Source organism: Thalassospira povalilytica, from assembly GCF_002844235.1.
Lineage (GTDB): Bacteria > Pseudomonadota > Alphaproteobacteria > Rhodospirillales > Thalassospiraceae > Thalassospira > Thalassospira povalilytica.
Map to the genome: position 1 here is coordinate 386865 of NZ_PGTS01000002.1, position 17776 is coordinate 404640.

16 protein-coding genes are annotated in these 17776 nt (G+C 53.1%); 7 read left to right on the forward strand and 9 right to left on the reverse strand.

The window, feature by feature from the left end; genetic code table 11:
- Positions 1 to 108: 108 nt before the first annotated feature.
- Positions 109 to 1131: an amino acid ABC transporter substrate-binding protein gene (locus tag CU041_RS06055; protein ID WP_068519176.1), complete on the reverse strand. Its 1023-nt coding sequence runs from the start codon at positions 1129 to 1131 to the stop codon at positions 109 to 111.
- A gap of 494 nt (positions 1132 to 1625) precedes the next feature.
- Positions 1626 to 3578, reverse strand: coding sequence for an acetoacetate--CoA ligase (locus CU041_RS06060; RefSeq protein ID WP_101246140.1), 1953 nt, complete (start codon positions 3576 to 3578; stop codon positions 1626 to 1628).
- A 416-nt stretch (positions 3579 to 3994) separates the two neighbouring features.
- On the opposite strand from CU041_RS06060, the gene moaB reads away from it, so the two are divergent.
- From moaB to CU041_RS06080, 4 genes are all read left to right on the forward strand, one after another.
- A complete protein-coding gene (gene moaB / locus CU041_RS06065) occupies positions 3995 to 4525 on the forward strand; it encodes a molybdenum cofactor biosynthesis protein B (RefSeq protein ID WP_101246445.1) in 531 nt (176 codons plus the stop codon).
- A 77-nt stretch (positions 4526 to 4602) separates the two neighbouring features.
- Positions 4603 to 5370: a sulfite exporter TauE/SafE family protein gene (locus tag CU041_RS06070; protein WP_101246141.1), complete on the forward strand. Its 768-nt coding sequence runs from the start codon at positions 4603 to 4605 to the stop codon at positions 5368 to 5370.
- A 182-nt stretch (positions 5371 to 5552) separates the two neighbouring features.
- Positions 5553 to 6365 (forward strand): hypothetical protein, encoded by an 813-nt coding sequence (locus CU041_RS06075; RefSeq protein WP_101246142.1) that lies wholly within the window; start codon positions 5553 to 5555, stop codon positions 6363 to 6365.
- A 70-nt stretch (positions 6366 to 6435) separates the two neighbouring features.
- Positions 6436 to 7197, forward strand: coding sequence for an IclR family transcriptional regulator (locus CU041_RS06080; RefSeq protein ID WP_101246143.1), 762 nt, complete (start codon positions 6436 to 6438; stop codon positions 7195 to 7197).
- Between the two features lie 26 nt (positions 7198 to 7223).
- On the opposite strand, the gene CU041_RS06085 is transcribed toward CU041_RS06080, so the two are convergent.
- Positions 7224 to 8669 (reverse strand): diguanylate cyclase domain-containing protein, encoded by a 1446-nt coding sequence (locus CU041_RS06085; protein ID WP_101246144.1) that lies wholly within the window; start codon positions 8667 to 8669, stop codon positions 7224 to 7226.
- A 129-nt stretch (positions 8670 to 8798) separates the two neighbouring features.
- The gene (gene msrA, locus CU041_RS06090; RefSeq protein ID WP_101246145.1) at positions 8799 to 9443 is read right to left on the reverse strand and encodes a peptide-methionine (S)-S-oxide reductase MsrA; all 645 of its coding nucleotides are present in this window, start codon (positions 9441 to 9443) and stop codon (positions 8799 to 8801) included.
- Between the two features lie 192 nt (positions 9444 to 9635).
- On the opposite strand from msrA, the gene CU041_RS06095 reads away from it, so the two are divergent.
- The gene (locus CU041_RS06095; RefSeq protein WP_101246146.1) at positions 9636 to 9914 is read left to right on the forward strand and encodes a hypothetical protein; all 279 of its coding nucleotides are present in this window, start codon (positions 9636 to 9638) and stop codon (positions 9912 to 9914) included.
- Positions 9915 to 9983: 69 nt separating this feature from the next.
- Here CU041_RS06095 and CU041_RS06100 read toward each other — a convergent pair whose 3' ends face one another.
- The 3 genes from CU041_RS06100 to CU041_RS06110 all read right to left on the reverse strand — a co-directional run bounded on the left by CU041_RS06100 (position 9984) and on the right by CU041_RS06110 (position 12549).
- Positions 9984 to 11393, reverse strand: coding sequence for an SPOR domain-containing protein (locus tag CU041_RS06100; RefSeq protein WP_101246147.1), 1410 nt, complete (start codon positions 11391 to 11393; stop codon positions 9984 to 9986).
- Between the two features lie 168 nt (positions 11394 to 11561).
- Positions 11562 to 11951, reverse strand: coding sequence for a hypothetical protein (locus CU041_RS06105; protein WP_068519166.1), 390 nt, complete (start codon positions 11949 to 11951; stop codon positions 11562 to 11564).
- Positions 11952 to 12084: 133 nt separating this feature from the next.
- A complete protein-coding gene (locus CU041_RS06110; protein ID WP_101246446.1) occupies positions 12085 to 12549 on the reverse strand; it encodes a tetratricopeptide repeat protein in 465 nt (154 codons plus the stop codon).
- Positions 12550 to 12675: 126 nt separating this feature from the next.
- Between CU041_RS06110 and CU041_RS06115 the strand changes: the two genes are divergently transcribed.
- Entirely contained in the window at positions 12676 to 13389 is a 714-nt protein-coding gene (locus CU041_RS06115) for a DUF4126 domain-containing protein (RefSeq protein ID WP_170310152.1), read from the forward strand.
- Between the two features lie 109 nt (positions 13390 to 13498).
- Here CU041_RS06115 and thrS read toward each other — a convergent pair whose 3' ends face one another.
- Positions 13499 to 15436, reverse strand: coding sequence for a threonine--tRNA ligase (thrS, locus tag CU041_RS06120; RefSeq protein ID WP_068519164.1), 1938 nt, complete (start codon positions 15434 to 15436; stop codon positions 13499 to 13501).
- A 388-nt stretch (positions 15437 to 15824) separates the two neighbouring features.
- On the opposite strand from thrS, the gene CU041_RS06125 reads away from it, so the two are divergent.
- Entirely contained in the window at positions 15825 to 17012 is a 1188-nt protein-coding gene (locus tag CU041_RS06125; protein ID WP_101246149.1) for an MFS transporter, read from the forward strand.
- A 77-nt stretch (positions 17013 to 17089) separates the two neighbouring features.
- Here the strand turns inward: CU041_RS06125 and CU041_RS06130 are convergent, their stop codons facing one another.
- A complete protein-coding gene (locus CU041_RS06130; protein ID WP_228195396.1) occupies positions 17090 to 17767 on the reverse strand; it encodes a DUF599 domain-containing protein in 678 nt (225 codons plus the stop codon).
- Positions 17768 to 17776 lie beyond the last annotated feature (9 nt).

A 17776-nucleotide genomic window follows, 5' to 3' on the forward strand; every position in this document is an offset into this window, starting at 1 on the left:
AGGTGTAGATTGTATCCAAAATCAGTAGCCACCTAACGAAAAGCTCCGCCCATGCGTTCAGGCAGTGGGGCGGAGCTTCGTAGGTTTTAGCGTACGGTTGCTATCGTATTAGCGAACCGGCCATGCGTACTGCAGGCCACCATCGGTCCACAGAGCGTTCAGACCACGCTCGAGGCCAAGCTTGGCGGTAACGTTTTTCTCGTAGCTTTCGCCGTAGTTACCAACGTTCTTGATGATGCGGTAAGCCCACTCTTCGTCAAGACCAAGAGCTTCGCCCATGCCCGGCGATACGCCCAACAGACGCTGGATGCCCGGGTTGGTGCTGTTTGCTTTCATGTCGTCAACATTTTCCATGGTGACGCCAAGCTCTTCTGCTTCGACCATTGCGGTCAGCGCCCAACGAGCTACGTCCGACCACTGTTCGTCACCCTGGGCGACAACCGGGCCAAGCGGCTCTTTGGAGATGATTTCCGGAAGGATCATGTAATCATCCGGGTTTTCCGCCATGGTGGTGCGGATCGAAGCAAGACCCGAAGCATCCGTGGTGTAAACGTCGCAACGGCCCGAGAAGAAGGCTGCGGTTGCTTCGTTGATGTTTTCGATAACGACCGGCTCGAAGCTCATGCCTTTCGCGCGGAAGTAATCAGCCAGGTTCAGCTCGGTCGTGGTGCCCGGCTCAACGCAGACGGTTGCGCCGTCAAGCTCGGTCGCGCTTTTAACGCCAAGAGCTTTCGGGATCAGGAAGCCCTGACCGTCATAGTAGTTGATGCCGACAAAGGTCAGACCCAGTTTCGCGTCACGAGTGGTGGTTGCCGTGGTGTTACGCGACAGAATGTCGATTTCACCAGACTGCAGAGCGGTGAAACGCTGTGCGGCGGTCAGCGGGGTGTACTGAACGCTGTTTGCGTCACCGAGAACTGCTGCTGCAATTGCACGGCAAACATCAACGTCAATGCCTTCCCACTTACCTTCGGCATTGGCAGCGGAGAAACCCGGAAGACCGGTGTTCACGCCACACTGAACGAAACCTTTGGCCTTAATGCCGTCAAGCACGGCACCAGCCTGTGCATTCTGCGCGGCAACGGCTGCAACGGTCATTGCGCCTGCGGCAAGGATCGTTTTGATTTTCATAGATGAGCTCCCTTATTAGCAAAGCATTGTTTTTAGCTTTTGTACCACCCTGGATACGCGATGTAGCATATCCATCTATCCAAATAGATTGGATTGCCAAATTAAGAAATTTTAGGCCGCTATGTGTCAAGTGCGAAAAATTTTATACTGGTCGGGCCAAAGCCGATTTGGTCGGAAAATCGCCGGTTTTTGGCTGTTGGTCGCGGTATGAATGTTTGAACTTCTATAAATGGCGAGTTGAGAATTGTCTGTTATATCAGTAATTTAACGGATGAATTGACAGTGCATGGGGATGCTTTTGCAGATTGCACGAACTTTTTTCGCGCAGAATGAACAACTGTTTAAAAAAAGGTCAATATTTCACCCTGTGTAAAAATGATGCACTTCGCGGTGCGGAATCGGACGGGAATGACTCCGGCTTCTTTCCGCTAGGCCCGCGTGACGCCGCAAAAGAAAAACACCTCCTGACCGGCTGATCAGGAGGTGTTGCGCATTTATTTCTTGAGTTCACCAAGATTGGAGAATAGCTCGAGCGCTGTGGGATTTGCTAGAGCTTCCTGATTTTTGACCGGGCGCCCGTGAACCACATCACGTACCGCAAGTTCGGTGATCTTGCCCGATTTGGTGCGTGGGATATCGGCAACGGCAATCACCTTTGCCGGAACATGGCGCGGGGTGCAGTTGTTGCGGATCTGCTTTTTGATCTTGTCGATCAGAGCTGCATCCAATTCGTAATTATCGCGCAGCACAACAAACAGAATGACCCTTACGTCATTATCCCAGTCCTGACCGATGACAATCGATTCCTGAATCTCAGGAAGCTTTTCGACCTGGCGATAGATTTCCGCTGTACCGATACGCACACCACCCGGATTAAGCGTCGCGTCCGAGCGGCCATAGATAACCATGCCGCCTTCGTCGTCGAGTTCAACATAATCGCCATGGCACCAGATATTCTCGAACCGGTCAAAATAAGCGGCGTGATAGCGTGATCCGTCCGGATCGTTCCAGAAGCCGACCGGCATGGACGGGAAGGGCTTGGTGCAGACCAGTTCGCCTTTCTCGTTGCGAACGGCTTTGCCGTCATCGTTAAAGACGTCCACAGCAACCCCAAGGGCACGGGTCTGGATGACGCCGCGTTTGACCGGCAGAACCGGTGATGCCAGCACGAAACAGCCAAGGATGTCGGTGCCCCCCGAAATTGATGCCAGATGAATGTCTTCCTTGATGTCGCGGTAAACGTAATCGAAGCTTTCAGGTGCCAGCGGCGAGCCTGTCGAAGTCATCGCACGTACGGTTGACAGATCGTGGGTCGCACGCGGTTTGAGTTCCGCCTTGGCCAATGCATCAATATATTTGGCAGATGTCCCGAACAGGGTCATGCCTTCTGCATCGGCATAGTCAAACAGGATGTTGCCGCTGGGATAGAATGGTGATCCATCATACAGCAGCAGCGTTGCCCCGGCAGCCAGACCGGCCATCAGCCAGTTCCACATCATCCAGCCGCAGGTGGTGAAATAGAATACCCGATCGCCCGGTGCCACGTCACAATGCAGGACATGTTCGGAGACCTGTTTCAACAAGGTCCCGCCGGTACCATGGACAATGCATTTCGGTTTGCCCGTTGTTCCCGACGAGAACATGACATAAAGCGGATGATTGAATTCAACCTGTTCAAAGGTGATCTTTGCGCCTTCGAACGGGGCGATGAAATCATCATATGTAACCGCGTTGCGAATGCCGGTGCTGTCAGTGCCATCAAAGGCATATTTGACGATGACGACCTTTTTCAGGCTGTCGATCCGGTCAACAACATCGCGGACCTTTTCGCGGATGTCGTGCTGTTTGCCATTATAATGGTATCCATCGACCGTAATCATCACAGTCGGTTCGATCTGGCCAAAGCGGTCAACAACGCCCTGGACGCCAAAGTCGGGGGAGGCGGAAGACCAGGTTGCCCCGATGGCGGCCGTTGCAAGCAGCGCGATCACGGTTTCGCCCATATTGGGCATATAGCCGCAGACGCGATCGCCTTTGCCGACACCTTCGGCGCGCAGGGCCTGTGAAAAGCGCGACACGGCGATATTGAGGTCCGTCCATGACAGACGTGTTTTTACCTTGTCCTCGCCCCAGAAAACCAGGGCATCGGTATTGTCATCGCGAACCAGAAGGTTTTCCGCAAAATTCAGGCGTGCATCGGGGAAAAACTGTGCGCCGGGCATTTTATTGCCATCAATCAGGACGCGCTCACCCCAGGTTTCAGCCTTGAGATCAGTATATTCAATCAGGGCAGGCCAGAACTTTTCAGCCTGATCCACAGACCAGTCATACAGCGCCGTGAAGCTTTGGAGATCCAGACCGTGTTTATCGTTAACCCAGCGGCGAAAGCTGGTGACATTTGCGTTTTCAACGCGTTCCGTCGTCGGTTTCCAAAGCACGTCGCTCATGATGGGGCCTCTGTTTCCTGCCTGTTTGTGATTGTTTGATAGCGTCCAAATGGGGCGCTAATTTGGTATCTTCATACCGTTTTTCTACGGTGAAAAATGTCGGGCGGCAAGCAGAGTAACGTCGATGTCGAATATTGGTAATACCAATGATGTCAAAAATCTTGCAGTATAAGATTGAGATACATTGATAATCAATTGATAACTAATGACATGTTTTAAAATAATTAGCTGTAAAAAATCTTTACCGTGATTGGTGGTTATTTGCGCGGTTTGCTAATTAAATGACAAAAATCAATGTGATTTTGGTCGATCATGATTCGGCGCACGCAATCAAAATGTCGGTTGTTATGAAAAGGCTTGCACATCAAATGCGGCGTACTAGTTTGATCTGGCCACAAAAAAGTCGGGAGGTCAGTTTGGCCGGGATAGATGAAAGCAAGCCGTTTGTATCGATCAACATTGCCGTTTTAACGGTCAGTGATACGCGAACGGCCGCGAATGACACATCGGGTGATGTTCTTGTCAGTCGCATCGAAGAAAACGGTCATCGCGTGTTTGATCGGAAAATCTTGCCAGATGATCAGGGCGCATTGCGCGACCAATTGGCAAGCTGGTGCGAGAACCCGGAAATTGATGTGATCATCACGACGGGTGGCACGGGTGTTACCGGGCGTGACGTTACGGTCGAAGCCCATCGTGCCCTTTACGAAAAGGAAATCCCGGGTTTTGGGGAACTGTTCCGCTGGATTTCGTTCCAGAAGATCGGGACATCAACCGTGCAATCCCGGGCAACAGCCGGGGTTTGCAAGGGTACCTATATGTTCGCGCTGCCGGGCTCGACCGGTGCTTGCAAGGATGCGTGGGATGAAATCCTGACCTATCAACTCGATATTCGCCATCGCCCCTGCAATTTCGTCGAATTGATGCCGCGTCTTACCGAACGTTGAAGATCGCGCCAAAGGGGCTGCTTAACGGCCCTTGGTAATCTTTTCATCACTGACCTAACCTGTCTCAGGGAAATTCCATGGATTTCATCACAGATCCGTTCTTTTATGCGGTCGCAGTGCCGGCTGTTCTGATTGCCGGGGTCTCAAAAAGCGGATTTGGTGGCGGGTTGGGGGTGATCGCCGTGCCATTGATGGCATTGGCCGTATCGCCACAAGCCGCCGCAGCAATCATGTTGCCGATCCTGTGTTTGATGGATGTTGCCAATGTCTGGGCCTATCGCAATCGGTGGGACCGGCGCAATATGCTTATTCTGGTGCCCGCAGCACTTGTCGGGATACTGGTTGGTGTCTTGACCTTCAGTTATCTGAGTGTGGCGGCTGTCAAACTGATCATCGCACTGATTGCCATTGTCTTTACCCTTGATCACTGGCTGCGTGGCAAGAAAACAGGCGACACGCCAAAAGAAGCAACCTGGGGAAAAGGATCGGTCCTGGGGAGCCTTGCGGGGTTCACAAGCTTTGTCGCCCACGCGGGCGGGCCGCCGGTTTCGGTCTTTTTGTTGCCGCAGCGGATGGACAAGTCGATTTTTGTCGGCACCACGGTGATGTTTTTCATCGTCGTCAATTACGTCAAACTCGTACCGTACTGGTTCCTGGGCCAGTTCAGCAGTGCAAACCTTGGAACGTCAGCCGTGCTGATACCTGTTGCATTGTTCGGCACCTGGGTGGGGCTGTGGGCGCATGACAAGGTGAATGTCGTGCTGTTTTACAGGGTTTGCTATGCATTGCTGTTCCTGACCGGGATCAAGCTGCTTTGGGATGCGGTCGTTCTGTTTTCGGCGTGATGTACCAATCACCGATGTCTGAACTGAAATTTTGCGGGCATCGATTGCGATGTCCGCATTTTTAATGGGCGGACCATTGCAAAGTGGTTCATGCTTGCCCGCGTTCGGCAAACCATATAGCGATACAGTCAATTTGTTGATAAATTGTCATTAAGTGACTTTTGTGCGCGAGGTGCCCGAACGTGGAACTGATACTGGCCAAACTGAGTGTCTCGGTTGGAATGGTTCTTGGTCTGTCCTTTCTGGCAGAACGCGCAGGCCCGCGTGCCGCAGGTATCCTGTCGGGTTATCCATTGGGGACGGCAATTTTGCTTTATTTCATCGCAGTAGAGCAGGGCATTGCCTTTGCCAGTGAAAGTGCCGTCTATGCGATGCCGGGGCTGATTGCCACGCTGGCATTTCTGTATGGCTATTTTCATGCATCATGTCGCTTGGTGCGTTTGCCCGTGATCCCGCAGATTGTGCTAAGTTCGCTTGCGGCCTTTGCTGTGTATCTTGCGGTGTCGTGGTTATTCCAATTGACATCAATGACCCTGACGCAGGCTGCGATCATTTTGCTGTTTGCGATTTTTGCCGCTCTCGTCCTGTTCCGAAAAATCGAGAATGTCAAAATTCTCAACCGGGTGCGGGTTACCAAACGCGTTATCCTGTTCCGGGCCGGACTGGCGTCGGTGATCGTGCTGATTATCAGTGGTCTGGCAGCGTGGATTGGCCCACGGTGGTCAGGGTTGCTTTCGGGTTTTCCGGTTGCGCTTTATCCGACAATGATCATTTTGCATTTCAGTTACGGGGCGGCACCTGTTCATACACTGGTGCGGAATTTCCCGCGCGGCATGGGGGCACTTTGGACATATATCCTGGCCGTATCGCTGAGCTATCCTGTGCTCGGGCTTAATGTCGGGACGCTGGTTTCGTTTGCAGCAGCAACGGTTTACCTTGTTACATATTCCACTTTCGTTTGGATGAAGCAAAAGTCCGTGCGCCCAATAGAATGATCCCATAATATCACTGACAATGGTGAAATAGCGGTCCGTTAAACGGGCCAGTTCAGGGAGACGTATCTGCATGCAGCAGGTTCAATCACTGGTCAGGGCGTTAAGCATCCTTAATGCGCTTGCAGAAAGCGATGATGGCATGACGCTGACCGAAATTGCGCAACAGGTGAAGTTGCCTCCATCAACCGCCCACAGGTTGCTGACAACCATGCAACACGAACGCTATGTGTCGTTTGATGGCGAACGGACATTGTGGTTTGTAGGTGTTCAGGCCTTCAGTGTGGGAAATGCATTTACGAAAAACCGCAATCTGAGCCAGATTGCCCGTCCCTATATGCGGGCATTGATGGAAGATAGCGGTGAAACAGTTAATCTGGCCGTCGCCGACGGCGGGGAGGTCATTTTCCTGTCACAGGTCGAATGCCGCAAAATGATGCGCGCTCTGGTCACGCCGGGACGCCGCGCATTGATGCATTGTTCCGGTGTCGGCAAGGCGCTGCTGGCGTTCCTGCCGGAATCCGAACTGAAATCCGTCGTTGCCAAGCATGGATTGCCAAAAATCACGGAACGGACACTGGTTTCGTCCGGTGCACTTGAAAAGGATCTGGAACGCGCCCGCCAGCGTGGCTACGCCCTTGATGACGAGGAACATGCCGTTGGCCTGCGATGTGTCGCAGGGGTGGTTCGCGATGAAACCGGAAGTCCGATCGCAGCCCTTTCCCTGTCAGGGCCGGCTGCACGTATTCCAAACGATCACATCGAACAGCTTGGGCTTAAGGTTCGGCGTGTTTGTGCCGATCTCAGCCGTGAATATGGCGGGAAGCCGGTATAAACCGGCAAAGCCCGCAGCTTGTTCAGCTATTCGGTACGTGAACGGTTGTTTGTCGCAAAGCGGAAGGTGTTCCTTCCGCTTTTTTTCGCGGCATACATTGCATCATCCGCCGCGGCAATCAATTCATCGACGGTTTCGCCGTGATCGGGATAAAGCGCGATGCCAATGGATGCTGTCACCGTATAGGGTGAGAGGTCATCACCAAATTCAATGGCGCTGCCCGATAGGGCGGTTTGCAGTTTGCGCGCAACAAGTTCGGCGTCTTCGGGCGTCTCGGTGCCGGGCAGAATAATGGTGAATTCATCACCGCCAATGCGGGCAACAGTATCGACATTGCGCAATGTGCCGGTCAGTCGCTTGGCAATTTCATCAAGTGCCTTGTCGCCTGTGGAATGGCCACCGGTATCATTCAGCGACTTGAATTCATCAATATCGATGAACATCAGGGCAAAGCATTCACGCCGTCGCTTTGACAGTTTGATCGCAAAGTTCAGCCGATCCATGAACAAATAGCGGTTCGGAAGGGATGTCAGCGCATCATGATTGGCCTGGAAACGAATTTGTTCCTCTGTGAATTTGCGATCCGAGATATTGGTAAAGCTGGTCAGCCGCAAAGTCTGGCCTTGGACAACGACGTTTCTGCCATTGATTTCACAGGGAAACTTGCTGCCATCCTTGCAAACAGCAATCGCCTCGTAGGGTTTGTCATATCCCGAGCGGATATTGGCCATGACAAGCGGCAAGGTTTCGCTTGAGATAATGTCCGCTGCACTCAGCAACAGAAGTTCGGAACGATCATAACCGAACATGCGTTCGGCGGCGTTATTGGTATCGATGCATTTCCCGCCATCATGCAGAAAAATTGCTTCGTTGCTCAGGGTTTCAAGGATCTTGAGCCGTTCTTCGCTTTCCTGGCGGCGGTTGCGTTCCTCGACCAGTTCGGTGATGTCCCAGATGATGCAATCGATCTGACAATCCGGGGTGATCGGCGGTAAAGCACGCATTTGAATACGCACCCAGCGTTGTTCACCGTGATTGGTTTTTACAGTCATTTCGGTCGTTTGAATTTCGCCTTTGGCCTCGATTGCCGCCCGGCGAAGGTTCATCAGGGCTTCATGGTCAAAAATCTGATTGCGCAGGCTGTCCGTAATCGATGCACCGGCCCAGTTAAGACCCTGGTCCGATGCAAATTCGATCTTGCCGAACTCATCAATGCGGAACACCAGCCCGGGCAGGCGGGCAAAGAACCGCTGCCGTGATTTGGCGTTTCGGCGCACCATGAAATGCACGATCGCAAGCAATCCGGCAACGGACAGGAAAAAGACAAGTGATGTCGAAAGCGGGGGGAATGTCGCGTCACTATAGGTCAGGGCAAGGGCATATTCAATGCCGCCGCATAACCAAAGTCCCAGTAGCCACCAGGATATATGCAGGCCGATAAAGTATCGGTCTTTCAAAAACGGACCCGGCATATCTCTTTGTATATCCTTTGCCTACCAATCAAGCCAAAGAATATACCGGTCATGAAATATGACAAGCATCTGATTTGTCGATAGCAGACGCGATGCGGTCCGTTTTTGAAGACAGGTCAAATTCGGCTTTTACATACCGGGGCAGGAAACCCCGGTGCCGCCTAGTCCGCAATATCCATCAGGATTTTTGTGCAGATACTGCTGATGGAAATCTTCGGCGTAATAGAATGTCGGCGCATCGGAAATTTCGGTGGTGATCCCGCCCTGACCAGCGGTATCAAGGGCTGCGTGATATGCATCGCGCGATGCAATTGCCGCTGCTTTTTGATCGGGGTTGGTCGTGTAGATCACCGAACGATACTGTGTACCGATGTCATTGCCCTGACGCATGCCCTGGGTCGGGTCATGATTTTCCCAAAACAGCTTCAGCAGTTGCTGATAGGAAGTCACAGCCGGGTCGAAAACAACCATTACAACTTCGGCATGGCCGGTCATGCCACTACACACTTCGCGGTATGTCGGATTGCGGGTATAGCCGCCGGCATAGCCAACAGTGGTGGTCCAGACGCCGTCCGCTTTCCAGAACAGGCGCTCGGCCCCCCAAAAACATCCCATGCCAAAGACAGCAACTTCGAGATTGTCGGGGAAGGGACCCACCATCGGGTTTCCGGTCACAACGTTACGTTCTGCGACGGCAATGGCATCGTCGCGACCGGGCAATGCGGTATCTGCGGATGGCATTTGTGCCTTGTCTGTTTTAAGGGCGGAAAGCATGTCTTTCACCTGATGAGTTTGGAATTTCTGACTGCAATGTAACCCAGTGCACGACAATAGCAATTCCCCTGTTGATCAAATGTCTTTGAACATTCTTTTGGTGGGGCACGACAGGCCATAGATAATGCGCGCAACAAAGCGGTTGTCGGGAAACAAGGTTTCGTCGTGCGCAGACTGTCGAATTTGAAATCAATGGCTTTGATCCTGATCGGGGGGCTTTGTTTGTTGATCGGATTGGTGTTTTTGCCATTGCCGCCGCCATTTTTCGGCATGGTGTTCATTGCGCTGGGCCTGCCATTGCTGGCGGCCGGCTCAAAACGAACTCGCCGCCTGATCCAGCATCTGCGATGGCGGTATTATCGACATAATGCAAAAATCGAATATCTGCTGGCGCGCTTGCCGGGCTTTTTACGCCGTCACGGCCACAAGACGCGGCCAGATGTGCTTGTGCGACTCAATAAAAAGCGTTAGGCAAGGTTGGACCGTTGATTGTTAAGCGTGCGGCTATCTCAGGCATATCGTCAAAGCAGGCCCGGGTACTCAGCGTTCCACACGGCGGATCAGGCAATCAACGCCGGCTGATTTAAGCTGGTTACAGGCTTGGGCGGCCTCTGACTGACGCGCATATGTTCCGGTCAGAAGACGGAAAAACAAACCCTTGCCCTCAATTGCGATACTGACAACCTCATGATCAGCGTTTGTCAGCATTCCCCGAGATGAATTCTGAAATTTCGGCCAAGCATCTTCGGCACGACCGCGCGACCGGTATGCTGCCAATTGAACAGCATAATAGGGGCCCGACCGGGTTGCAGACGAGGCCGCCGGTGCAGATGTCGAAGCGGGAGCAGGTGCGGTTCTTTCTGCAACACTTGGTGTGCTGCGCGGTGCGGGCGCCGGCGTGGATTGCGATGCCATCGGCAATTCGATCATCGTGCTTGATGGTTCGCGATCAATGATTTCGAGTTCCCCTTGCTCAACCGGCCGGGAATTGGTGGCAACAACTGCACCCTGATGGTCGACATCGGCCGCTGTTCCGGCGATTGTCGGTGCCTCGGTCACCGGTGCTTTTGCCGCTTTGGAGGCTGCCGCAGGCATCTGTTCCGCAACAGGTGCCGGTTGCACGGGGATGACCGGAATAATCGTTGGCTGCGAAGCCGCTGTTGCCGGTGCCGCCACGGTGCCCGGACTTGTCATCGCAGCCGATGGCGTCGATGTGGTTTGCGGTTGTGATACACGGCGTTCAACACGGGTGAGCTGGGCCGTGTTTTCACTAACCGGCATGTCCATACGTTCGATCGGCTTGGTACTGTCTTCGGGTTCGGCAGTAACAACGCCACCGGTTTCATAGAAACGACGATCACGCTCCACCTTGGGCGGATCGGGAAGATCAGGGCCCGGTGCGACGGTTGCGGCCGCCACGACCGATTCAATTTCGCTTGAACGGGCAAATTGCGGGGCAATTTCATCAAGTGCAACCAATCGACGCTGGGCGAGGGCGTTGACATTGCCGGTCAGCTTGATGCCCTGACCACAATCAAGATTGATTTTGTTTTCAGGCGGGGATGCTGTCAGCCAGACATACAATTTACGCGCATTTTCGTAATTTCCATTGATGTCATAGGCAATGGCCTGCATCAGGTTTTCTTGCGGGGTGCGCGTAAGCGAAATCTCGGTAGCAGCAATATGCGATACTTCGGCGGGCGTGGTCTTGCCGAAAAACAATCCGCATGCTGCACGGTTCAAGTCATAGCCGGTTTGCGGACTGTCCGTCGCAGGGCCGTCAACCGATGATGGCTGCATTGCTGAGACATCGCTGGATGAAGTTCCAAACCACAGCCCGGAAAAATCATCGGTGCTGCAGGCGCCAAGAAGCGGCAATAGTGCTGCGGCGGCAAACCAGCCCTTTTTAAGCGGGGCGTTCTTTTTTCTTGTCGCAGCTCTGATTTTCACGCTTCACCTGATGATCATATTATCAGCGTAAGTTATAGCCAGCAGGAAGGCCCGGAGCAACTGTTACAAGCCGCCCCGGTGCTGTCAAGCATCCAGAAAAATCAGAAGGATATGGCGCCCCATCTGTAAGATTGGGCTGATCTGCCTGCCGTCAGGCCGGTGGTGGTTCTATCGGGAAATCAGCGGGACCATGATGCCGATCAAAAGGACAAGCACGGTAATCGCAATAACGATGTTGATTACGCTTTTGGAGGCCTGGTTTGCTGTTTCGCGCGATATGCCGGGATTGGCCTTGCGCGCACGCGTGCCCGATCCCCCGGAACTGCCAGATGCACTTTCCGCAGTCAGGATTTTGATAACCTGTTTTTTGTCCTTGCGGCTGGCCTGGTCGTATTTGCTTTCGACAATCCGTACTTCGGTATTGTTCTTGTTTGTCAGAGCTTCTTTTGCCGAATTAAGCGCCGCCCCATAATCGGAAACCGTCTGCAAATCCATCTGCTGCCCGGTCGCACGGACGCAAACGACGGTGTAGCTTTTGCGCATAATTGCGTCAGACATATCTTTAATCACTCTTCAAACGTCAGCCTTGCGGCGACATATGACCTCTTCAGGCGTAAATAAAAAGATATCCTAACGAATAGGGCGGGCTATTTTTCCGAATGATGGATGAAATGGCGGCGCAGAAATTCGATCAGTTGGCGATCTTGCCTGCCAGTTCCTTGTATTCTGCGCAATCTGTTCCGCAAATCTGTTCAAGTCGCGCCAGGTTTTCCTGTGCGAGTTCAGGCTTTCCGGTTTTAAGAAACAGCTCGCCCTGATATTCCAGCGCACCGACATGTTCCGGGTTGATCATAAGCGCGCGTTCATAATTTTGCCCGGCGCTGTCATAGTCGCCCAGATTGCGCTGGCTATAGGCAAGGTAGTTATACAGATCGGCATTATCCGGATCGTCTTTGAGCATGGTTTCGATCTTGTCGACGGCCATATCATACATGCCGGTATCGACCAGTTCGGAAACGGCAGACAAATCGGTGCCGTCAGACGTCCAGGTGTTTGAACTTCCCATGGCAAGGGCGCTTGTGGTTGTCGCCCCGGTCAAAAATACAAACATCGCACATGACGAGGTGATTTTAGGTGTTTTACCCTTGCGGTTCATCGTCATACCTTTCATTGATCAACATATGGCATCAACAGGTGCGTCGGGACGCGTCAACTTGTGATTTATCACAATCACCGGGTTGTCGTAATCACTTGTTGGTGAAGAATATGTCAATGAAAGGGCGTGTCATTGGGAGTTGTTGAAACACTTGCTCTGAGCATGGGCGGTGCTTGGGCCAGCGGCGTCAATCTGTACGGGACAGTGGTTGTTCTGGGGATGATGGATAATTTCGGCTTTATCGATCTTCCACCCGATTTACAGATTTTGGCCAGTTGGTGGGTGCTGGCAATTGCGATCTTCCTGTATCTGATCGAATTCGTTGCCGACAAAATTCCTGTTGTTGACAGTCTTTGGGACGCCCTGCACACCTTTATCCGCATTCCGGCCGGTGCCTTGCTGGCCGCCGGTGCCGTAAGCGGACTTGATCTTGGACTGGGGGATGAGGCCCAAACTGTGATCAGCCTTCTTGTCGGTGGAACCATCGCAGCCGGAAGCCATTTCACAAAGGCCGGAAGCCGTGCAGCGATCAATACATCACCCGAACCGGTGACCAACAGTGTGGCGTCTGTGACCGAAGATATTGCCGTGTTCGGCGCCCTTTACACCGTGGTGTTCCATCCGGTTGTGTTCTTTGTGTTGCTGGCGGTTTTTGTGTTGCTGTTGGTCTGGCTGGTGCCAAAAATCTGGCGGTTCATTGGTGACGTATTTGGCAATGCGCGCCACCCGGCCGCCGCATACGGGCAGGCACGGGCCCAGCATGGCGGCGCAAACAGTGGACAGTTCGGCAAAATCAGTTTGTCCGGCACCCGGGGAAAACACCAAACTGCCCAAGAATGATCCGAAATTGCCACCACAATAAAGCGCACGTCATCACCATCGGAACCAAAAAAGCCCGCAAGCATATGCCTGCGGGCTTTTTATTTGGTCGTTTGGGCAGAAACCGTTCCTAGAACTCTGCCTCGATCACGCGATCACGGATTTCAGTTGCCATCGCGTTGGCAAGTTCTTCAATCCCAAAGGTCTTCTGGTGTTTGAAGCCGATGCGGCGCACAGAAGCTGTTTTTTCTTCTGCTTCGCGTTTGCCAAGCGCCAGGATCATCGGAACCTTGGCGTGGCTGTGTTCGCGGACCTTGTAGTTGATCTTCTCGTTACGAAGATCGAGCTCAACATTAAGGCCCTTTGCTTCAAGGGCGGCTTTGACCTCGTGGGCGTAATCATCGGCTTCGTTAGTGATCGAACAGATCACTGCATGAACCGGTGACAGCCACAGCGGCAGGCGACCGGCATAGTTTTCGATCAGAATGCCGATGAAGCGTTCAAGGGATCCAAGGATTGCACGGTGCAGCATGACCGGGCGATGCTTTTCGCCGTCTTCACCCATATAGGACGCATCAAGACGTTCCGGCAGAACAAAGTCGGCCTGAAGCGTGCCGCACTGCCAGTCACGACCGATGGCATCACGCAGAACAAATTCAAGCTTCGGCCCATAGAACGCGCCTTCGCCCGGGTTGATTTCAAGCGCAAGACCGGCTTCTTCGGCCGCTTCGCGAAGGGCTGCTTCTGCCTTGTCCCAGATTTCATCGGAACCGGCACGAACTTCCGGACGGTCCGAGAATTTGACAAGAATGTCGGTGAAGCCGAAATCCTTGTAAACGGACTTCAGAAGGTCACAGAAAATCTTGGTTTCCGAGACAATCTGATCTTCGGTGCAGAAGATATGCGCGTCATCCTGAATGAACTGGCGTACACGCATGATGCCATGCAGGCCGCCAGACGGCTCGTTCCGGTGACAGCAACCGAATTCTGCCATACGCAGCGGCAAGTCACGATAAGACTTGCTGCCCAGACGGAAAATCTGAACATGGCACGGACAGTTCATCGGCTTAAGGGCCAGAACCTTTTCGGGATCATCTTCATCCGGGGTGGTGGTGAACATGTTCTCGCGGAACTTTTCCCAGTGACCGGACTTTTCCCAAAGCACACGGTCGACAAGCTGCGGCGTGCGCACTTCCTGATATCCTGCATCGTCAAGACGATCACGGATATAGTTTTCGACCTTGCGATAAAGCTTCAGCCCCTTGTCATGCCAGAAGACCGACCCTTGGGCTTCTTCCTGCATGTGGAACAGGTCCATTTCGCGGCCAAGGCGACGGTGATCACGCTTTTCGGCTTCTTCAAGCATGTGCAGATACGCATCAAGGTCTTCCTTGCTTTCCCAGCAAGTGCCATAGATGCGCTGAAGCATCTCGTTATCCGAGTTGCCACGCCAATAGGCACCGGCAACCTTCATCAGTTTGAAGGCCTTGCCGATTTTGCCGGTCGACGGTGCGTGCGGACCACGGCACAGATCAATGAAGTCACCCTGGCGATAGCATGTGATCGTCTCGGTTTCCGGAAGATCACGGATAATCTCGGCTTTGTACTTTTCACCCTTATCAAGGAAGAACTTGATCGCCTCGTTACGATCCCAGACTTCGCGAACAATCGGTTCGTTCCGTTCGATGATCTTGTGCATCTGCTTTTCGATCTTGACCAGATCGTCGGGCGTGAACGGGGTCGCGCGTGCAAAGTCGTAATAGAAACCGTTTTCAATGGACGGGCCGATGGTGACCTGAGTGTCAGGATAAAGTTCTTGGACAGCTTCGGCCATCACATGGGCACAGTCGTGACGGATCAGCGGCAGAACCTCGTCATGGCCCTTGGTCACGATTTCGATAGTCGCGTCAGTGTCAATCTCGCGCGAAAGGTCGCGTACTTCACCGTTAACGATGATGGCAAAGGATTTCTTTGCCAGCGAAGAACTGATGCTTTTTGCGACATCAAAACCCGATACAGGGCCGTCAAATTCGCGTACGGCGCCATCGGGAAGGGTCAGGGCAATCATGGTTGGCTCAACTCTGCTTTATCTGCGGGCATAATTCAGTAATGCACATATACGACCCGCATATTTACGCGGGGTAAAGGCACAAGAAAAGGAATTTCAGGATGAGGTCAAGTTCGCTCTTTGAAAAAAGCGACTTTCGGGACAGCACAAATCACCGTGCCACCATGATGGTGTCCGGAGATTGTGTTGGTGATCAAGTTTTTCTCGGCCATGCCGTGCATTGATACTATCCCGTTGCGTGAAGAGCCAATATAACAGTTGAGACCTTAAGGGCAAGGCTCAACCACATGACAATGGCCGATATTCCGGACTTCATTGCCGTGATCTGGGTGCCTTGTCGCAATTTAGAAAATAATGGCGCCACCATCGCCAAAATCGGGAGCCCCACATGTCCAACCCGGAAGTTCGCCGGAACATCATGATCCTTAGTTTATGCGTCGCACTTTCTGCCAGTGCGATGTCGCTGATCTTCACTGTTGCCGCGGTGATCGGGTATTCGCTGGCGACAGACAAGTCACTTTCGACCTTGCCGGTGGCCTTCATGATGATCGCCATGATGGCGATGACAGCACCATCGGCCATGGTGATGGCGAAATTCGGACGCCGGTTCGGCTTCTGGATGGGGGCCGGGATTGCAATGATGGGCGCGGTTTCGGGCATGGGAGCCGTTTATTACGGCAATTTCTGGCTGCTATGTGTGGCCTGCGCCTGTATCGGGGCAGGCAATGCGATCGCCATGCAATACCGGTTCGCCGCCGCCGAAGCAGCACCCGCAGAATTCCGTGCGCGCGCCATTTCCTATACCATGCTGGGCGGGCTTGCATCGGCATTTATCGGACCGAATTTGGCAAGTTTTGCACGTAACTGGTTTGAAACTGTACCTTTTCTTGGAACGTTTGTTGCGCTGATTGGTTTGCAAATCCTGTTGGTGATTGCGATCGGACAGCTTCGTCTTCCCGATATGCGCGGCCGTGTTCATGATGAACCGGCCCGGCCGCTGAAAACCGTTTTGGGGCAGCCCGCCGTAATGGTGGCGATTTTTGCAGGCGCACTTGGCTATGCCGTCATGAGCTTTGTGATGACCGCAACGCCACTGGCGATCCTTGATTGTGATTATGCGTTCGGGGATGCGGCATTCATCATTCAATGGCACGTGGTCGGGATGTACGCGCCGGGATTCTTTACAGGCAATCTGATCAAACGGTTCGGGGCGTTGAAAATCATTCAGGTGGGCGCACTTCTGAACTTTGCCTGTCTGGCAGTCGGTTTGTCGGGGCAGGACCTGATGGGGAATTTCTGGATATCGCTGGTTCTGTTGGGGATTGCCTGGAACTTCATGTTTGTCGGGGCAACGACCTTCCTGACCGAGAATTATCGCCCCTCCGAGCAGGCGCGGGTTCAGGCAATCAATGAATTTGCGGTGTTTGGCACGGTTGCGGTGGCTTCCCTGTCAGCCGGATCGATCTATGCGGGATCGGGTTGGGTGACGCTGCTATACAGTGCAGCAGTACCGGTGGGACTGGTGCTGGTGATTGTCGCCGGATATGCCATCCGGCGCAAAACCCAGACGGTGTGACGCACCGATCAATGACAAAAGGGCTGCGATTGCGGCCCTTTTTCGTGACGGGGTTTCTGCGACGAATTCGGTTGGGCTCAATGATGTCCGGTCAGAATTTCCAGCGCATGCGAGCGGAATTCGCGATTGTAAAGAACCAGCGTTACCCAGGTCGCACAAATGATGAAAGCAACCGGATGATAAAACCAGGCCAGGGCCGACAGGGCGAAAAAGTATGCGCGGATGCCACGGTTGAAATTGTGGGCAGACATCATGCTCATGCGTGATGCACGTGCGGCTGCACGCGCAGCATCCGGTTCGCTTGGGTCCGGGGCGGCACCAATCAGGATCGAACAATAGTTCGACAGTCGGAATGCCCAAGTGAACTTGAAAAAGGCATAGATGAAAATCACGATCAGCAACACCACCTTGCATTCCCAAACGCCAGGCGTGGTGATGGCGGCAAAGGGCAGGGCAGCGACCGTTTCGATCGCCTTGTCAGTATAGCCAAGCAACGCGACAAGACCGATCAGCACCAGAATGGTGGTTGATGAAAAGAAACTGATACCGGTAATCAGGTTGCCGGCGATCGATGTATCAACCATCCGGATATTGCGTTTAAGCATCTGTTCCATCCAGCGATGGCGATTGCGCGCCATATGGGCTGATATGGAATTGCGTCGACGCGGCCCGGCATCGGCAAAGATCGTGTAACCGATCCACCATGAAAGAGCCCAGCAAATTGCGACGATATCGATGACGTTGAATGCGGGCATTGAATGGTC